Consider the following 17,637-nt stretch of genomic DNA (forward strand, 5'->3'; position numbering starts at 1 on the left):
AATTGAGTTAGTTATCAGTAAAGTGGGGTTCGCCTAACGTTTTGCCGGAGGGCTTATTTCGCACAGGGGAGCCACATCAAATGACCGGAATGCCCGGGTAAAGCAGCCTGTAAAACTGCCTGATTAGCGGGCCGAAAAACATGACCCTCCTCATCCATGAAGTTGCTCATTGTCAGCTCGGTCAATAACAATCAACTGACCAACTGATTTGGCTCAGACGGATGCGAAAATCCATCGCAGATCTTCGGAGCAAAAAACTCGTCAATACGAATACAACTCATCTTTATGACTGCTGACTCAATCGGTACCCAGCTTCAGCCCCCTCGACGGGTCGCTTATTTTTCAATGGAATATGCCTTTAGCCAATCGTTGAAGATCTATTCGGGCGGTCTGGGCTTTCTGGCAGGGTCGCACATGAGGAGTGCCTTTTCGCTGCAGCAACCCGTCGTTGCCATTGGTATTTTGTGGAAATACGGCTACTACGACCAGGTTCGCAAAGGCGACCAGACGATGGATATTCTGTTCATGGAAAAGCAGTATAGCTTTCTGGAACCCACCAACCTGAAATTTCAGATTCAGGTCAACCATGCGCCGGTATGGGTGACGGCCTATTACCTGCCCCCAACGGTATTCAACACGGCTCCCACGTATTTACTGTCGACCGATTTACCGGAGAACGACTACCTGGCTCAAACCATCTGCCATAAACTCTATGACGCCAATCCCGAAACCCGCGTTGCGTCGAGTATTCTGTTGGGCATCGGGGGCGCCATGTTACTGGAGCAGCTTCGGATCGAGCCGGATGTCTATCACATGAACGAGAGCCACCCCTTGCCGCTTGCCTTTCACCTCTATCGGCAGTTGGGCAGCGTGGAAGCCGTTCGGGAGCGGCTGGTGTTTACGACCCATACGCCGGAAGAAGCTGGTAACCCCCGAACCGACACTCATATGCTGGACCGGATGGGTTTCTTTGACTACCTGCCTCTGCCCGAAATCAGCCGGATTACCGGCATAACCGATGATTCGTTCAACTGGGCGTTGGGGGCATTACGGCTGTCGGGGCGGGCCAATGCCGTTTCGAAACGGCATCGCGAGGTGAGTAAACAGATGTGGAAAGACTACCCGGCTATTTGCCCCATTATTTCCATCACCAATGCGCAGAAGCGGGCTTTCTGGGGCGACGCGGTGCTGGATGCGGCCCTCGCCCGTGACGATGATGCCAGTCTGGCGGCTCACAAGAAAGCCAAAAAGCAGAGCCTTTTTTATGAAGTGGCCGACCAGTCCGGCGACCTCTACGACCCCAACGTGTTTACTATGGTTTGGGCGCGTCGGTTTGCGGGTTACAAACGGGCAGAACTTCTCTTATCGGACCCGGCCCGCTTCGACCGGCTCATGACCAACACCAAATACCCGGTGCAATTGATCTGGGCGGGCAAACCCTATCCCTTCGATTACGCCAGCATCGGCATCTTCGACCGGCTGGTGCATGTTGCCAAACGCTATGTAAATTGCTCGGTGATGGTGGGTTATGAAATGCACCTCTCCAAACTACTGAAACAGGGTGCCGACCTGTGGCTGAATACGCCCCGGCTCACGCGCGAGGCCTCGGGCACCAGCGGCATGACAGCGGCCATGAATGGGGCGCTCAACTGCTCCACCAACGATGGCTGGATACCGGAGTTTGCCCAGCCGGGCCTGAACAGTTTCGTACTGCCCGAAGCCGACCTGAGCTGGCCCACTCACGAACAGGATGCGTTCGATGCCGATAACCTGTTTACGATGCTGGAAACTGTCATTTTACCCATGTATTACGAGCAGCCTGCCCAGTGGTTAGCCATGATCAAACGCAGCATGCGCAGTATCGTTCCCTATTTTGATTCGGACCGAATGGCGGCTGAATATTATGAGAACCTGTATTCATTGCCGCAGAAAGTTGCTGAACAGACGGATTCAGTATCGGTCTAACGAAAAAACAACGGAATGCGGACCGTACGGATTTGGCGGATAAAATCCGTATTGATCCGCCAAATCCGTACGATCCGCGTTCCGTTGTTACTGTTAGCCTGTTGGTAAATAGATTGACAACGTCAGCCTACCAGGAAATGATAGACCAGATAACAGAGCAGCGCACCGATACCGGCCAGCACCAGTCCGTTGACCCGCCTTTTCTTCAGGAATAAAAGCAGGATCAAACCCGTTGCCGATACAAGGGTCATGAAAATAGCGGCAATGTCAATCACCCACGACCAGCTACTGCCCGTGTCGCGGCCTTTGTGCAGGTCGTTCATGACGGCCACGACCCCCATACGCGTTTCGGTGAGTTGGTAAGCCCCATCCGACCGTTCGATGAAGGCGTCGGCTGCGTAGCCCGGTCCCCGAAATGAAACGGAGCACTGGCGATCATCGATCCGAAAGTCGTCGACGGCCCCTTTGATACCGTGCGTGTTCCGTAGAAATTCAACGACGGCCAGTTTCGCAATTTTCGACGTGTCGGCTTGGTTGACCCAGGCCTGGTTCAGTTTGCCCTTGCGTTCGGCGGTGCGGCTCTGGTCGCCAAACCAGTCGACGTGATTGAGCGTCAGACCCGTTACGGCAAAAAACAGCACGATGGCAAAACTGACCATCGACAGGTAGATATGCAGCCAGCGGGCCGCCGTGGCCATCCGGGGTTTGGCCGCTGATTTTTTCCGGGTTGGTATAGGCTGTGCCGGTTCAGCGGGCGGCTCATTTCTGGCGATAGTCCAGGGCGGCTGATGCGATTTCGACATTACCGTTCAGGGTTTGCTGTTTCGTTTTTCCATTAAAGTCCATCTCCTGCCGGATGAGCTGATAGGTTCCATGTTCGCGGGCGGCTTCGATACAAACGGTGTATTTACCATGCTTCACATACTGCCCCGCGTTGTCTTTGCCATCCCACTGAATCGTGTAGGCTCCCGGCGAACGAGTGGCGCTGGTGATGGAACCCATATTAAAGTCGCTGTTCCGTGGCTGGGAATAAAAAGCCCTCAGCTCCGGTAACCAGCGGGGTTTATTGTACCAGAGGGCCAGATTTCGTACCGGCTGGTGGTTTTCATCTTCTACCCATACCGCCACAAAGGGCCGGTGGTAACGACCTTCCATTTGGCTCAGTTCGAAATTAATGAGCAGTTCCTGATCGGCTTTCCAGAGCTTATCTTTTAGCGGAGCTACCGAAAGTAAGCGGGCGGTGGCAACCGGTTCCGTCGTGTTGCTGGTCGCCGAAGCAGGAGCAAGCCGGTTAGCCCAGGCCGGGCTGGTGATCGACTCACCACCCTTCGTCATGATCAGGTAGTCGGTACCGGGTATCGTAGCCGCCAGTTGCTCACTCTCCGATGGCGTCAGCACATTGAAAGCCGTTGCCAGTGCCCCGGCCGTAACCGCATCGGGATGAATAACGGTGGCGCTGATCACCTCCCGGGCTGGTGAACCCGTTAAGGGATTGACGATATGTGAATACCATTCATCGCCGATCTGCAAACCCCGGCGGTAGTCGCCACTGGTCGCTACGGCCGCATTTTGGACAGACAAACGCGCAACGGGCTGCGCGTTCTCAGCGTCGGCACGCGGGTTGGCAACGGCTACCGATTCGGTCCAGTTTCCCCGTACCACCAGGTCGCCCCCGCTATTGAGCACCAGCGCATTCACGTCGGGCAACGCCAAGGCCGCATCGGCCGCCCGGTCGAGTATATAACTCTTGGCAAATGTGTGCAACCGGAGGGGTGTATTCGTCAGGCGCGTGGCAGTCTGGTTTTCGGTGTCGAGCTGCCAGTGTTGTTGCTGTGCATCGGTTACGGCCTGCCGGCGGTCCGCATCGGAGGGCGTCTTGCCTGATTCGGCCTGCTGCCAGAGCTGATTGATTCGCTCAGCGGCAGCATTAAGGGCGCCACCGGTTTGTTCACGCCATGTGTCGAACCCTTCCAGCACGGTGAATAAATCGTGGGAAACATGAACGGCTTCATCCTTGGTTCCGAGCCAGGTGCTGAACTCACTGCCGGACCGATAGCTGCTCAGCACCTGCGTAAGTCGCTCCATTTCGGCACGGACCACAGCTTCAGCACGCTGGGCGGCCGGGTATGAATTAGCCAGGATTTTCAGATCGAACGAGGTACCCAGTATGTGGTCGGCCTGGGCAATGTAAAGCCCTTCGGCCTGGGTGGGCGACGGAGCCACAAGACCGGGAGCCGCAACGGCACAACCAGCCAGCCAATAATTCAGTGCGTTCATATTCATTCAGGTTTATAGTTTTTGACACGGTACAGCCCGGCGTTTGTGATCATCGAAGGCGGTAGCTGATGTCTGATAAAACTACACAACAAGGTATTCCGTACCATTCACACCAGCACCGCTGTCTGACCGAAGCAAATTTGCACGTACCTATTTGTTAGTGAAACAAAAATGAATTGAATGCCGAATTAAGGTGGCTAAGCTCCTGATTTTCGGATACGAATACCCAATAGTAATTTCCTCAGAACCCTTGTTAAGGCCTTAAAAAGGGCAATTGGTCATGACACGAACAATCAGCTATATGGAATCGATACCTGCTTTGCAGTACTTAGGCACACAGCCGCTGTACTTTTTCCCGACCCCGCTTAAGGCGCATTTTAACCGCGCTTGTCTTGAGTTGATACAGGTCGGCAATTTGATCAATGGTTATACCGTACTCATATTTTAGGGTAAGCATCATTCGCTCATCATCAGACAGAGTTTTCATGGCCCGCCGGACCCGGAGAAGCGTCTCTTCGAGTAATTGAGCCTCCTGCGATCCTGAAATATCGTACAGCAACACCTTTTCCAGAGAAACAACCTTAAGGCGCCTGTCCAGTCTAATTTGATCGACGCAGTAGTTATAAGAGATCGTATAGAGCCAGGTCGAGAAACTTGACCGTTGCTGGAAAGCATCTAGTTTAGCAAATACCTTCAGAAAAATGTCGTGAGTTAAATCCTCCGCTTTTTGAGAATCCTGAATAACCGACAGGCACTGTCGGTATACTTTACCCAGGTAGCGATTATAGATCGTTTCGAAGCATTGGTTAGGTTTTTCAGGCAGAAGCTGACGAATCATCTCTTCGTCAGTTAAGACACTATAATTATACATTGATTGATGAGGATACGGTTAATAGTACAGTTACGACCATAAAAATAATAAATGAATTGTTTACATTATGATAATTAACACTAAATGAGCAGGTAAATATTTTATCAAATAGAATTAAATACATACACCAATACACCAATATGCACATTTTACTTACCTTACGCTAAAATTTACATACTATTTGTAACTGATGTTAGTTTTTATATTTATTAAAATTTACTAATTTTATCATGTAACTTTTATATACCAAAAATTAAATAAGTAAATTCTTTAACACCAATAATTAATTAATATATATAAATAGTTTATAAATTTGACATAGTGTTTTAACTTATCCGCCGTAAATACTTAGCCTGGATGAAGATTCCTGTTAGATCATATATCGGATGGATTTGATTCTGAGTCCTTTGCCTGGCAAAAGGTAACATGTTTAGCACGTTCCGTCCAGCTTTTCCCGGCTAGTTACCAGATTGCCACTGCGTATGTTAGGTTCAACAGTGCCAATTTCTATGAGCAAGCAAATAGTCCATGAAAGAACTATACAACCTTTATAACGATGAATGTCCAACGGTTTAAAGAACTAACGCTTGCCGAACAAGTGATATTGATTCCCTTAAAAGGACGATTTATTGCCCAGCGACAAGACAGCGTCCAGCAGGTAAAGCTGTACTATTGGCATGACCACTTCCTCGAAATCTACTACAAATGGCCTGCCAAACGGGGGATGGGCGCTCATTGGGAAGCCTACAAAGTCAGTTCGTTTCTGGATAACCTCGGCTGTACAGACAAATTAGTGCCCTATGCCGAACACGTTAGCTTAAGCGATTTAAACGTATAGGTAAACCAGCCCGACGAACCCTGAACTTTATGGGCATGGGAACGTATCGGCATAACCACACGGGTGAGGTTCATCACGGCGTCATGTCGATACCTAAACGTATGATATACAGGAGACGTTAGCCTACCACGACGCAATCTTCGGGCAATCGCTGTTGTTCCAGATAGGTCAGGTTATTGAGGGTTGTGTGGGCAATCTGGGCCATTGCTTCACGGGTGAAAAACCCCTGATGCGCGGTAAGCAGTACATTAGGCAGTTGTGTCAGCGCATCCAGGTCAGCATCTGGAAGTGCTTTTGTCGACCAGTCGGCATGAAAAAATGTGTCCTCTAGTTCATACACGTCCATGCCCAGTGCGCCTAGCCGATTGTTTCTCAGAGCCGTCAGCACAGCAGGCGTGTCCAGCAAACCACCCCGGCTGGTATTGATCAGGTAGGCGCCCGGTTTCATACAGGCCAGCGCGGCAGCATCGATCAGGTGGTGCGTTTCGGGCGTCAGCGGGCAGTGGAGCGAAACAACATCCGATTCAGCCAGCAAATCAGGGAGCGGCAGGTACGTCACGCCAAGTTGCGTCAACATAGGCGACGGCACTTTATCACAGGCCAGCACCTGACACCCCAACCCAAGCATAATACGCGCAAAAGCCCGGCCAATCTTACCCGTGCCAATTACCCCGACACGCTTGCCGTAAAGATCAAAGCCCATCAGCCCGTCGAGCGTAAAGTTATGCTGGTTTGTGCGCTGATAGGCCAGATGCGTTTTCCGGTTCAGGGTCATCAATAACGCCAGCGCCTGTTCGGCAACGGAATGGGGCGAATAGCTGGGTACATGCAGCACGCGGATACCCAGCCGCCGGGCTGTCGGAACATCAACCTGATTGTAGCCCGTGCAGCGCAGCGCCACCAGATGAATACCCAGTCCGGCCAGTGTTTCCAGCGTAAGCTTTGTGAGTTGATCGTTCACAAAAACGCATATAGCCTGATGCCCCGCGGCCAGATGAGCCGTTTCGGGCGTGAGCATGTCGGACAGAAAAGTCAGCTGATGCCGCTCGTTCCGGTTAGCCGACTCAAGAAATGATTGTTCGTATGGGTGACAGCTAAAAAAGGCGATTTTCATCAGGATTAAACGGCAAAAGGGTGAATGAGCAACACATTCCAACGAAATGCCTTAACGATGGGCTTCCAATGGCTGAACAGTTGTTTTGTGCGCAAGTGATAAATTAGCCGGTTTGTAAACAAGCCAGACATACAATCCCCATAAGGTGACCAACACGCCGGTATAGGTATTTAGCTGCGGGACGTTTAGATCGATCTTGAATACGACATCCATCATCCTATGAAAGACCGCGCAGGCCAGCACATTGCCGCCCGATGAATTAAAGAGCCAGGTGAACAGAATACCACCCGTCAGCAGACTAAAGAACCACCCGATGACCGCTCCGGCATTCATATGCATGTATCCGCCCAGTGGATTCAGAAAAAGAGGCCAGTGCCAGACAGCCCAAAAAAAAGTGAGCAAGAGATTGGCCGTAAACGCCGAACGATTGGCCTGCAACCGGGGCAAAACAAACCCCCGCCAGCCCGCTTCCTCCCCCAGCCCAAAGAAAAACAAGGTACCTGCCACATAAGCAACGGGTGATAAGAAACTGAACTCGTCCGATAGCACTAATGTATCCCAGTGGAGCGGAGCAAACTGCCGGATGCAGGTAAAAATAACAAGCAGAACCAGCAGGGCAATGGGTGCCAGAAAGGCGATGAACAGCCAGTACACAAACGTTCGTTTAGGAATAGCCCGACCCAGTAGCTGACGGATGCCATCCATACCTTTTTCCCGGTAAAGCAGGGTCATGGCCGCCAGCATGGGACCTAAACTGCCCAGAAAATGCACATAAAGCAGTACCTTGACCGAAACGCCCAGCGGCAGATAATAGGGCGACCAGAGCAGCCACGAAATGCCGCAGGCCAGGCCAAAAAACTGGATGAGCTGCTTTGGCAGCGCCAGAGTTGCCAGTACCGTTTTCATCACGTATCCGCTGGACGATCAGACAATAGCCAGCAGCGGAACATCGGTCAGGCGGGCAACATGCTGGGTTTGTCCTTCAGAAAACAATTTCCAGAGCCAGCTTCGCGATTGCGGCAGCATCATGATCAGATCGGCTTTATTCTCAGCGGAGAAGTCGAGTAAGGTGCTGTATACTTCGCTGCCAGCAACAATACTGAGCGTATGCGGCTGTGGAATCAACAGTCGGCGGATGTGTTCACTCCGTTCTTTCAAGTCAGGGTCTTCCGGCGCCGGACTGATGCACACAACATTGATCACGCTCCCGAACGACCGCGCAAACAGCAGAGCATTTTCGAGGGCAATGGCATTGGGTGGTACCGACAGATCGACCCCCAGTACAATGTTCTTTATACCGGCATAGACAGGGCCGGGCGGCACCAGCAGCAGCGGCACCTCCGTTTCTTCGATCATCTCGGTGGCTATACTCCCCATAATTTGTGCACTCCGGGGAGCCGTACCCACCGTAGACATGATCAGCAGATCGGCCTTTCTGGCTTTGGTGATTGCCCGGATCGCGTTGATGGTGTGGCCCTCCTGCACGACGCAGTCAATAAGCACGGCACCGCCAACAGCTTGAGTAAGATCATTGCCCAGGTGTTTCAAGGCCTTTTCATTGCTTTCACGGGCAGCTTTCACCGACAACGGAAAATCACCCGTTTTAGCCGGATTATCGGGCCATACATGAAACGCATGAAACAAGATCAGGCGGGCTTTTTGGTCTCGGGCCAGCTCAGCCGCAAAATGAGCAGCCTGTTTGGCATTGGCAGAAAAATCAGTGGCAAGAACGATAGTTTTCATACGAAACGAGCAGTGAGTAGAACAATACACGAACATCATGCCCTTGTTAGCAGGCAGTTGACACCACAAACGTAGCGACGCAACCCAATAATCGACATGACAGTCATCAGGTTCGAAGCAGACCCTTATCAGTGTCAATTGCCCTGGCCAGTCAGCTTATTGACGCTACACCCGAACAGCTCAAAATGACTAACGACAAGCTATATACGTATCGCTATAGAACAAACCTCAATTTTATAACGCAGAAATAAATGGTCTGGTCAACCCGGCTTTACTACCCGGCCCAGAGGCATCGGTCTTCTCATCATACAGTGTCAATAAAGGCACCCGTGGCTGATAGGCGACCGAGCGGCTGACACTCTTGTTTCTGATTACATCGAAGAACCCCTTATGGTGTGGGAGCATGACTAGTACATCGACCGTATGCAGATCGAGATACGCATTGATGCCATGCAACACATCATCGTCGTGAATGGCATACGGAATGGTGCGTACACCCTCCAGCGCCTGCAAAACATACTGACGGCTCCCCTCCGAAGGCTGGGACGTTGGCTCATTGGGATTTTCGATCGTCAGCAGTGTGAGAGTAGCCGCTTTTCGGCTGGCGATCCCGGTTAGTAAGGCAAGCGACCCGGCGTCATTGACCGACTGATAATCGGTTGCCAGCACCAGTTGTTCCAGGGGCCGGATGGGGGCCGATGTGGGCACCACCAGCACATTGGCCTTCGCCTGGCGGATCATGCCCGTTGCCACACTGCCAAACAAGGCGTTTTTGCCCATACCTGTCGTTCCCAGCACGATCAGATCAAAATGCTCCTGCGTTAACAGGCGGTCAACGGCCTGCACCGGCTCGCCCAGAATGATCATTGTGCGATAGGTATGGTAAACGGGTTGGGGCAGCTGCGTCATTGATTCCTGAAGGTGACGCAGATTTTTTTTCGTTTCGTGCTGCTCCTCTTCTAGCCAGAAAGCTCCTCCGTAACTCATTTCGGGCTCGAAAGGAAAAGCATTGGTAAGGCAAAAGTCAGCAGCCGTATCCGCAAAAAGTGCTTGTGCAAACGATAAAGCATGCCGTGAAGCCGCAGAGAAATCGGTTAATACCAGAATTTTATACATGATCTGATAAGTTTAAGATGTGTGTGTAGAAAGCGTACCATTTACCTGTCAAGGTGTATGGACGAGTACATATTGAGCCGTTTTTCGGCAAAGACCCCATAAACAAATCAGAGAGTCTGTCGCGATGCCTCCGAAAACCAGCCGGCAAACGTTACTTTTCGAACGTTGTCGACGAGGCATTGTTCAAGGACAAATATCACTGGCTGGCAAGCTTTTACGAATGACGATAGTCATCTGTGATTGTGATTGAATTCAGGTTCCCTGCCTTGGAGCAATGATCCTGGCCCTCTTCGGGCGCACGCGAATACCAGTCTACCACCATCATCAAAAAACCCGCAGTGCAAATAGCACTACGGGTTTCGGCACCCCTCTTTAGTTAATTCTCAAGCGGCTGATCGCTCAGCCATTTACAGTCAATGGTAGGATTGGTTTATTCATACGTGGCATTGTAATCGGATCGTGAAAAATTATCGGATTGATTTGGGTTTATTGGCAAACAGTCACCATCGCCTTTCATTTCAGAACGGCCCGTTTTGCTCAGAATCCGAATCCGGTAGACCACACTTGATTTTTGTGGGGTCTCCTCCAGCTCCGGCGGCAGGCTCTCCCGAATCGGAGCCATCCGCCCGGGTCCCAGACGGGTTTCGGCATAGAGCCGGTCATCGCCTTCCAGCTCCTCATAAATGCCCTGCACCACTACACTACGCCAGCAGGTGGGGCTGCACATCTCATCCACTTCAAAACAAACGGACGGATTTTGCCGTAGCAAACTGGTTTTTGTTCCCTCCCGGGTTTGCCCATAAATAGCCTGCCCGTCGTAGAGATAGGTAACCGGCAACACCAGCACCTGCCCGTTGGCTGCGCAGCCAATGCGACCAAAGAACTGATTCCTCAGGATGTACTCTGTTACTTCGGGCGACAGGTCACGTAGCATGGTCGAGTCGAATTTGTGTTGTCAAAGCTACTACTAAGCCTGCGGTAACAACCAAAGCCAGATCAGAAAAGCACCTGATTTTAGTCATACAGGGTCACTGCTAAACAAAAAGAACAACGGTTGGGCATCGGCTCGCGAAATGCTTATAGCTAAACACAATCACCTACATTAACTGATGAAAATCAGCGACTTTCGTAGCAGGCATCAGGGTTACTGGCAGGGGGTACGGGTTGATTTGTATCACCAATTAAACCAATACCTGACATGAAAACGATCCTCGTCCCTACCGATTTAAGCCCTGACACTAAAATAGCTCTATCCGTAGCGGTTGATATTGCCCGACGCCACCAGGCATCCATCGTTCTGCTGCATACGGTTGTTTATCCCCTCCCGGTGCCCGTTTATTCAGAGTCAATGCTGGTCACTACCGACTTTATGGTGGATGAATACAGGAACGTTGAAAAAGAAGCGGAGACCGCCCTGAAGAAACTGGCTGCCAACGAAGCCTATAGCGACGTACCCATCATTCCTACACTGATCACCAACGGGCAGGGACTGGTTTCGAACGTAACGCAGCAGTCGGCCGATTTGATTGTTATGACTTCTGCCGGTGCCTCGGGTCTGGAGGAATGGCTCCTGGGGTCCAATGCCGAAACTATTGTCCGGTATGCCAACTGCCCGGTATTGATCGTGAAAGAGCCAATCGCTCCTTTTAACCCCCAGATAATCATTGGTGGCGTAGATATCGACGACCGGCTAAAGACCAGCCAGCCCTACCCCTTCTCCATGGGCGAGGCAGGTCTGCATCAGTTTGTATATGTCATGACCCCATCCGACAACCGCGATGCTGATGGCGTTCGGGAGTGGGTCAATGACTTTGCCGCAGCCAGGGGGATAACAGACTTTGAGTTTGTCATCCGCCACGCCGGAACCGTCCCGGATGGTATTATCGATTATGCCAACGACGTGAACGCCGACCTGATTGTGCTCTATACACACGGCTATAAAGGTCTTCGGCACCTGCTATCGGGTAGTGTGGCCGAGGATGTCCTGAACCATACAACACGACCTGTCCTGATCATGCGGGTCATTGACTAGGCACTGACTATTGCGCCGGGGCCCCTCGCCAAGCCTATCCATTGTTCTCTCCGGACCAGCCAGGCGACTCCGCTACCACTGCCGACATTCCAGTCAAGTCCTCCTTCATTATTCGTATTTACGATCGACCGGCAAATGACTCAGAAGGTACGTCACCTTCCGGGTCGTTTGCCGGTCGATCGTAAATATGGGTATGGGCAGCTGCCAGCGCCAGCTTTGTCCCTATATAGATTACCGTTCCTGTTTTTATAGGTGGCCGGAAATAAGTAATCCCTCGGCAACAGTAAGACTAATAAGCCCGCCACTACCTGCGTCCAAGCCAACGAACGGCCATCTTGATCAGAATTTCGACACGTCATTTAGTACGTTAAGCGTTTTACTTTCTTAGCCAATGATTGTAACCACTGAGTATAAATACCCAAAAATAATTTACATATTTAAGTAAAAAGCTTAATTTGCTTCATTTAACTGATTCATTACTAATAAATTCGTATTATGCAGTTAATTACATATACTTAAATGTCAATTAGCCAATGACATTACTTTCGTTGATTACTCATCCATCTTCAATCTGACGAATTAACACAATCAGATCAGCCACATCATTTTAAGCACTTCCTGTCTATGCCACTGAAATTTGTACATGATTCAGCGCCGGCTCTGTTACAGAGTGTACTGACCGCAACACAGAACGCCGTACTCGTTTATCAGGCAGTGAGAAGCACCGATGGCCGCGTGGCCGATCTGCGGTTGATGATGCTCAATGCCGTAGCTGAACAACACCTGGGGAGGCCATCCATTGAGGTTTTTGGTCAATCAATCGATCAGTTATTTCCGCACCTTGTTGGCACAGGCCTGTTTGACCGCTATAAGCAGGTCGTCGAAACGGGGCAGTCCGCTCAGTTTGAGTTTCAATATACCCGCCCTAATTACCCAAAACCTTTCTGGTGCGACGTTTCCGTTGTTAAACTCGATGAAAACGTGGTGGTTTCGTACAAAGACATTACCAAAACCAAAGCCGATGCCGAAGCCGCTCAACTGGCGGATGTACTTCAACAGGCGTTTAATGCATCGCTAAGTGGTATTACCGTTCTGGAAGCCATACCGGATGAGCAGGGTCAGATCACAGACTTTAAATTTGTCATGATCAATGAAGCGGGCCTGCGTATGAGTGGCTATACAAATGAGGAACTCATAGGCCGAACGTTGTGGGCCATTTATCCGTCTACGCGAATAAACGGCCTCTTTGACCAATATGTAGCCGTGTACCAGACGGGACAGCCTTTCACCGGCGAACACTACTATCCCGAATACGACCAGTGGCGGAAGGTAACCATTGTTCGGGTGGCGCAGGGTATCATGATCACGTATATTGATAACACGGCCCAGCGAAAAGCGGAAGAACTGATTAAAAAACAAACCGAACTTCTGGAGTCGATCAGTAATAACACCCCGGTAGGTCTGGTGCTTTGGGAGGCCGTTCGGGACAACAGCCCCGAGCGTACCATTATTGATTTCCGCTACCGGATGAGCAACCTGATGAATACCTATGTGACGGGCCAGGCACCCGAAACACTCATCGGGAAGGATCTGCTGACCCTGTTTCCCCGATTCAGGGGCACCGAACTGGAAACCCTCCTGCGCGAAACCCTCGACACGGGCCGCACGCACAGAATGGTGTTTACCTATTATACCGAGCCGCCCGGCGGCTGGTTCGATGCGCAGTTTAACCGGGTAGGCGATGGACAGGAGAGCAATGATCTGGTCCTGATGACCTTTATGGATGTCACAGAGCTTCACAAAGGCCAACTCGTTCAAAAGGCACAGGCCGACCTAATGGAAACCGTTCTCGATGCTCAACCATCGGGCATTGTGCTCTTTCAACCCGTTCGGGCGCAAAAACCCGACGGCCAGTCAGGCCAAATTATTGATTTTACCTACGTTTTGGTTAATGAAACACAGGTAAAAGTTACGGGTTTACCGGCTCATGAATTAATCGGACGTCAGCACAGAAAGCTATTCCCGAGTGAACAGGGACAGGAATTTTTCAACTGGATGGTGGAGGTAGCCGAAACGGGCCAAACCAAAGAGTGGCTACTCCCCTACTTTAGTGACGGCATTAATGGCTGGTTTCAGTCGTCGCTGATTCGACACGGCGACCAGGTACTCTTTACGTTTCTGGACGTGTCAGGCCTCAAGCGGCAGCAGCAGGCGCTGGAAATAGCCAACATTGAACTCAAGCGGAGCAACGACAACCTAAGCCAGTTTGCGTCCATTGCCAGCCACGATTTGCAGGAACCCCTCCGTAAAATCCAGGCTTTTGGCAGTTTGCTGGTACTGAATCATGCCGATATACTAAATGAGGAAGCTCAGGATATGATTACCCGAATGACCAAAGCGGCTGAACGCATGTCGCTTCTGGTTCGGGACTTGCTCGATTACTCCTACGTTTCGACCCAGCGGGCTCCGTTCACACCCGTGTCGATGGGCGATCTGATGCAGGAAGTTCTGGATGACCTCGCTTTAGCCGTACTGGAGTCAGGAGCCGTCGTCGAATGGAGTGATTTACCCGTTGTGTCTGGCGATAAGGAACAATTGTGGCAGCTATTCCAGAATCTGTTCTCAAACGCCATCAAGTTTCACCGGCCCACGGTTTCTCCCAGGGTGACGGTCACCTCCCGCAAATTAAATGCCCGTGATCTGCCCCCAGCTGTTGCCGATACTATCAAACTGATGGCGCCAACCGATATTCGACCCAACCTGCAGTTCCACGAAATCAATGTAGCTGACAATGGCATTGGGTTCGACCTGAAATACCTGGATCAGATCTTTCAGATTTTTCAACGACTACATGGCCGTACTACATATACCGGTACGGGCATTGGGCTCGCCATTTGCCGGAAGGTCGTCGAAAACCACAGCGGTGCCCTTACGGCCACCAGCCAGATTGGTTCAGGCTCTACCTTTCAGGTGTACCTGCCCATTTTTGATACCTAGACTCTTTCCCAACCTTAAATCTACCAACATACCACTTGTGAATAAATCCGTAACTTTCTCGGACCCGGCCCTGCTCGACTGGCTGGAAGAACAAACGAATGAACAACTGGATGAAGCCCCTTTCGGCGTCGTTCGCATGACGCGTGAGGGTGTCGTTATCGCCTACTGCAAATCAGAGTCGCACATCACAGGCATCAAGCGCGACTATGCCGTCGGGAAATATTATTTTACGCAAATTGCCCCCTGTGCCAACAACATGATGGTAGCCGCCAAATATGCCCTGCCCAATCTGGATGAAGAACTGGACTATATGCTAACGTATGTCTGCGAACCCGTCAAGGTTCGGCTGCGGTTGCTTAAATCGCCTACAAGTCGTTACCAGTATTTCCTGGTCAACCGCAAGTCGTTCAGCTAATGGCAAAAAAAGCCCATGACTATCTGAAACAGCTCCTCCCACTGTTTAATCACGCCCCGGTGGCGATAGCCGAAATTGACGCACAGGGGCTTATTCTCCAGGCCAACCCCAAAGCCATTCAACTGCTGATACCCCTCGCTATGCGCCTTAACCTGAGTGGCCACAATCTGCTCGACATACTCATCGGCTATCTGCCCACGGCCAGTGAACTCATTACCAGCTTTTCGCCCAGTTCAGGCCTTGTCATTGATCAGGAACCGTATCGTTTGCAGTTCGTGCATGAAGCGGTATTGATCGAACGGTATTTCAGCCTGACGGTGGAGAAAATGGACACGAGCCATTTTCTGGTATTCTTCGATGATGTGACCGATTTCCTGACCAAAGCCGATACGATTCGCCAACACCTATGATCTGGACATCCGGTATTATCCAGCGGATTATTCTGGACACAGCGGGGCGGCTGGTGCAAAAGCCCCACATGGGCCTGCCAACAACCGTTTCTCCGGAATTGGACCTGGATCATGATCTGGGCATCGACTCGCTGCAACGCATGGAGCTGGCGGCCCATCTCAATGAGTTTTTCGGTATTCTGCACACCTCCCCGACCAATTATTTACTGGCCGACACGCACCTGCACCACTGGACAAACTGCATTTTGCGGGCAAGGCTCGAAAACGATCACTCGATCACCTTCCGTACCTCCGGGACGAACGGCCAGGCCCGGCCTATAACGCATAGTCTGGCGTCGCTGCTTGCAGAAGCCCATTTTCTGGCTCAGTTGCTTCCCAAATCCCGGCAGGTGGTCAGCATGGTACCCGCCAACCATATCTACGGGTTCCTGTTTACGATCCTACTGCCCACAATCTGGGAACGCCCCCTACGGCTTATGGCCGACCTATCGGTAGCCGACCTCGATGCTGACACATTATTAATCGGCACGCCGTTCACCTGGGAGCTATTGGCCCAATCGCTCCCCACCGGAACGTATACACCCTGTCGCGGGGTATCTTCTGCCGCCCCCATGCCGCCGGCTTTGTTTGCGCAGCTTGTCTCATCAGGTATCTCCCTGACCGAAATTTACGGCTCCTCCGATACCGGCGGACTGGCTTATCGCCATAGCCCCAACGCGCCCTTTACCCTTTTTTCGTACCTGACCCTGCACGCCGGCGATGCACAATCGGACACCCGCACGTCGGAAACCCGCATGTCGGAAACCCGCATGTCGGACACCCGCACGTCGGACACCCGCATGTCGGACACCCGCACGTCGGACACCCGCACGTCGGAAACCCGCACGTCAGCCACCCGCATGTCAGTTACGCGCCTGGACACGGGCAATTCGTATCTCGTTCCTGACCGGCTCGAACAGGTTTCTCCACGAGAATTCAGGGTACTGGGTCGCGTCGATGAAGCCGTCTCGATTGCGGGTGTCAATGTATATCCGGCTTACATCAAAAAAATAATAGATTCCTGCCCACTGGTAGCGGACAGCGACATTTATGCAAAGGCCGATGCGGGCGTTAGCCAGCTTTACGGAGCCATCCGGTTACGAACGCTCAACGACCCCAACCGCGAAGCCTGCCTGCGCTGGCTCCGCGAGCACCTCACCGCCCCGGAGATTCCGAAACACCTGTATGTGTACTGATAGTCTGAGACCTGGCTACTGATTGATTTTATCCTTAATGAATCCTGCTAGTCATTGGTACACTCCTGAAATTTTTACCTTTATTGACCTATCCAGGAAACACCTGACTAAAGAGATCTCAGAACTATTTTTGACTGACAATCGGCTCGTTGTAGCTCTGCGGCTTGTCATCCAATAGTATGTTGGGTGAAATGCCCCTACCTGCTCGCGTTCCAAGTCTATTGCCCTGCTACATCTGGCAGGGTATTCTTTTATACGCGTAGTTGGGGTTGTCTTGTATTGCTCACCTTGCTACGTATCCGTATGCCTTTGGTTTCTTGATGTACAGCATCACCTATCAGGATTGGCCCGAGCGAGTAGAAGGACTGAGTATTAATGTATACTTTAGGGCTTAGTGGGTGTAGCAACCACGCCGAATGAGAATATGAATCTTGATGAAGTTATTGACATAATATTAGCATACCTATACCCAAGTATTCCTAATGAAGTCCGTAACTGACAATACGGACGGCGATAAGCTTAGAAAATTAATCAGAAAGATGAGACACTATAATAGTATCCCCAATAAGGCTGACCTTTATAGTAGCGGTAGTCGTAACGTTAAAATTCTACGTGTAATCGAAG

The 17,637-nt window shown here is 51.2% G+C and carries 15 protein-coding genes; 7 read left to right on the top strand and 8 right to left on the bottom strand.

Features of this window, described 5'->3' with window-relative positions; all coding sequences use genetic code 11:
- The first annotated feature begins 285 nt into the window (after positions 1–285).
- A complete protein-coding gene (gene glgP, locus ACYVK4_RS00870) occupies positions 286–1,965 on the top strand; it encodes an alpha-glucan family phosphorylase (RefSeq protein ID WP_461125595.1) in 1,680 nt (559 codons plus the stop codon).
- Positions 1,966–2,087: 122 nt separating this feature from the next.
- Here the strand turns inward: glgP and ACYVK4_RS00875 are convergent, their stop codons facing one another.
- The 3 genes from ACYVK4_RS00875 to ACYVK4_RS00885 all read right to left on the bottom strand — a co-directional run bounded on the left by ACYVK4_RS00875 (position 2,088) and on the right by ACYVK4_RS00885 (position 5,113).
- Positions 2,088–2,768, bottom strand: coding sequence for a PepSY-associated TM helix domain-containing protein (locus tag ACYVK4_RS00875; protein ID WP_461125596.1), 681 nt, complete (start codon positions 2,766–2,768; stop codon positions 2,088–2,090).
- On the bottom strand, positions 2,725–4,242 hold the full coding sequence (locus ACYVK4_RS00880; RefSeq protein WP_461125597.1) for a DUF2271 domain-containing protein: 1,518 nt from the start codon (positions 4,240–4,242) through the stop codon (positions 2,725–2,727). Before ACYVK4_RS00880 ends, ACYVK4_RS00875 begins: the two co-directional genes overlap by 44 nt.
- 328 nt (positions 4,243–4,570) lie before the next feature.
- The gene (locus ACYVK4_RS00885; RefSeq protein WP_461125598.1) at positions 4,571–5,113 is read right to left on the bottom strand and encodes an RNA polymerase sigma factor; all 543 of its coding nucleotides are present in this window, start codon (positions 5,111–5,113) and stop codon (positions 4,571–4,573) included.
- 556 nt (positions 5,114–5,669) lie between these two features.
- Between ACYVK4_RS00885 and ACYVK4_RS00890 the strand changes: the two genes are divergently transcribed.
- Positions 5,670–5,951, top strand: coding sequence for a hypothetical protein (locus ACYVK4_RS00890; RefSeq protein WP_461125599.1), 282 nt, complete (start codon positions 5,670–5,672; stop codon positions 5,949–5,951).
- 118 nt (positions 5,952–6,069) lie between these two features.
- Here ACYVK4_RS00890 and ACYVK4_RS00895 read toward each other — a convergent pair whose 3' ends face one another.
- From ACYVK4_RS00895 to ACYVK4_RS00915, 5 genes are all read right to left on the bottom strand, one after another.
- Entirely contained in the window at positions 6,070–7,065 is a 996-nt protein-coding gene (locus ACYVK4_RS00895) for a 2-hydroxyacid dehydrogenase (RefSeq protein ID WP_461125600.1), read from the bottom strand.
- Between the two features lie 51 nt (positions 7,066–7,116).
- A complete protein-coding gene (locus ACYVK4_RS00900) occupies positions 7,117–7,971 on the bottom strand; it encodes a CPBP family intramembrane glutamic endopeptidase (RefSeq protein ID WP_461125601.1) in 855 nt (284 codons plus the stop codon).
- Positions 7,972–7,989: 18 nt separating this feature from the next.
- A complete protein-coding gene (locus tag ACYVK4_RS00905) occupies positions 7,990–8,808 on the bottom strand; it encodes a universal stress protein (RefSeq protein ID WP_461125602.1) in 819 nt (272 codons plus the stop codon).
- 234 nt (positions 8,809–9,042) lie between these two features.
- A complete protein-coding gene (locus ACYVK4_RS00910; protein ID WP_461125603.1) occupies positions 9,043–9,924 on the bottom strand; it encodes a universal stress protein in 882 nt (293 codons plus the stop codon).
- Between the two features lie 430 nt (positions 9,925–10,354).
- Positions 10,355–10,858, bottom strand: coding sequence for a pyridoxamine 5'-phosphate oxidase family protein (locus tag ACYVK4_RS00915; RefSeq protein WP_461125604.1), 504 nt, complete (start codon positions 10,856–10,858; stop codon positions 10,355–10,357).
- A 264-nt stretch (positions 10,859–11,122) separates the two neighbouring features.
- On the opposite strand from ACYVK4_RS00915, the gene ACYVK4_RS00920 reads away from it, so the two are divergent.
- The 5 genes from ACYVK4_RS00920 (at position 11,123) to ACYVK4_RS00940 (ending at position 17,013) form a co-directional block, all read left to right on the top strand.
- Positions 11,123–11,956: a universal stress protein gene (locus ACYVK4_RS00920; protein ID WP_461125605.1), complete on the top strand. Its 834-nt coding sequence runs from the start codon at positions 11,123–11,125 to the stop codon at positions 11,954–11,956.
- 624 nt (positions 11,957–12,580) lie between these two features.
- Positions 12,581–14,953 (top strand): PAS domain-containing sensor histidine kinase, encoded by a 2,373-nt coding sequence (locus ACYVK4_RS00925; protein ID WP_461125606.1) that lies wholly within the window; start codon positions 12,581–12,583, stop codon positions 14,951–14,953.
- 37 nt (positions 14,954–14,990) lie between these two features.
- On the top strand, positions 14,991–15,368 hold the full coding sequence (locus ACYVK4_RS00930) for a photoactive yellow protein (RefSeq protein WP_461125607.1): 378 nt from the start codon (positions 14,991–14,993) through the stop codon (positions 15,366–15,368).
- A complete protein-coding gene (locus ACYVK4_RS00935; protein ID WP_461125608.1) occupies positions 15,368–15,778 on the top strand; it encodes a PAS domain-containing protein in 411 nt (136 codons plus the stop codon). Before ACYVK4_RS00930 ends, ACYVK4_RS00935 begins: the two co-directional genes overlap by 1 nt.
- Positions 15,775–17,013 (top strand): AMP-binding protein, encoded by a 1,239-nt coding sequence (locus ACYVK4_RS00940; protein WP_461125609.1) that lies wholly within the window; start codon positions 15,775–15,777, stop codon positions 17,011–17,013. The genes ACYVK4_RS00935 and ACYVK4_RS00940 overlap by 4 nt, the downstream gene beginning before the upstream one ends.
- Positions 17,014–17,637 lie beyond the last annotated feature (624 nt).

It is taken from the genome of Spirosoma aerophilum (assembly GCF_054782495.1).

What these genes read in the sequence shown, in the direction of transcription:
- glgP (WP_461125595.1), top strand. Translation starts at nt 286, where the DNA reads ATGACTGCTGACTCAATCGGTACCCAGCTTCAGCCCCCTCGACGGGTC.
- ACYVK4_RS00875 (WP_461125596.1), bottom strand. Translation starts at nt 2,768, where the DNA reads ATGTCGAAATCGCATCAGCCGCCCTGGACTATCGCCAGAAATGAGCCG.
- ACYVK4_RS00880 (WP_461125597.1), bottom strand. Translation starts at nt 4,242, where the DNA reads ATGAACGCACTGAATTATTGGCTGGCTGGTTGTGCCGTTGCGGCTCCC.
- ACYVK4_RS00885 (WP_461125598.1), bottom strand. Translation starts at nt 5,113, where the DNA reads ATGTATAATTATAGTGTCTTAACTGACGAAGAGATGATTCGTCAGCTT.
- ACYVK4_RS00890 (WP_461125599.1), top strand. Translation starts at nt 5,670, where the DNA reads ATGAATGTCCAACGGTTTAAAGAACTAACGCTTGCCGAACAAGTGATA.
- ACYVK4_RS00895 (WP_461125600.1), bottom strand. Translation starts at nt 7,065, where the DNA reads ATGAAAATCGCCTTTTTTAGCTGTCACCCATACGAACAATCATTTCTT.
- ACYVK4_RS00900 (WP_461125601.1), bottom strand. Translation starts at nt 7,971, where the DNA reads ATGAAAACGGTACTGGCAACTCTGGCGCTGCCAAAGCAGCTCATCCAG.
- ACYVK4_RS00905 (WP_461125602.1), bottom strand. Translation starts at nt 8,808, where the DNA reads ATGAAAACTATCGTTCTTGCCACTGATTTTTCTGCCAATGCCAAACAG.
- ACYVK4_RS00910 (WP_461125603.1), bottom strand. Translation starts at nt 9,924, where the DNA reads ATGTATAAAATTCTGGTATTAACCGATTTCTCTGCGGCTTCACGGCAT.
- ACYVK4_RS00915 (WP_461125604.1), bottom strand. Translation starts at nt 10,858, where the DNA reads ATGCTACGTGACCTGTCGCCCGAAGTAACAGAGTACATCCTGAGGAAT.
- ACYVK4_RS00920 (WP_461125605.1), top strand. Translation starts at nt 11,123, where the DNA reads ATGAAAACGATCCTCGTCCCTACCGATTTAAGCCCTGACACTAAAATA.
- ACYVK4_RS00925 (WP_461125606.1), top strand. Translation starts at nt 12,581, where the DNA reads ATGCCACTGAAATTTGTACATGATTCAGCGCCGGCTCTGTTACAGAGT.
- ACYVK4_RS00935 (WP_461125608.1), top strand. Translation starts at nt 15,368, where the DNA reads ATGGCAAAAAAAGCCCATGACTATCTGAAACAGCTCCTCCCACTGTTT.
- ACYVK4_RS00940 (WP_461125609.1), top strand. Translation starts at nt 15,775, where the DNA reads ATGATCTGGACATCCGGTATTATCCAGCGGATTATTCTGGACACAGCG.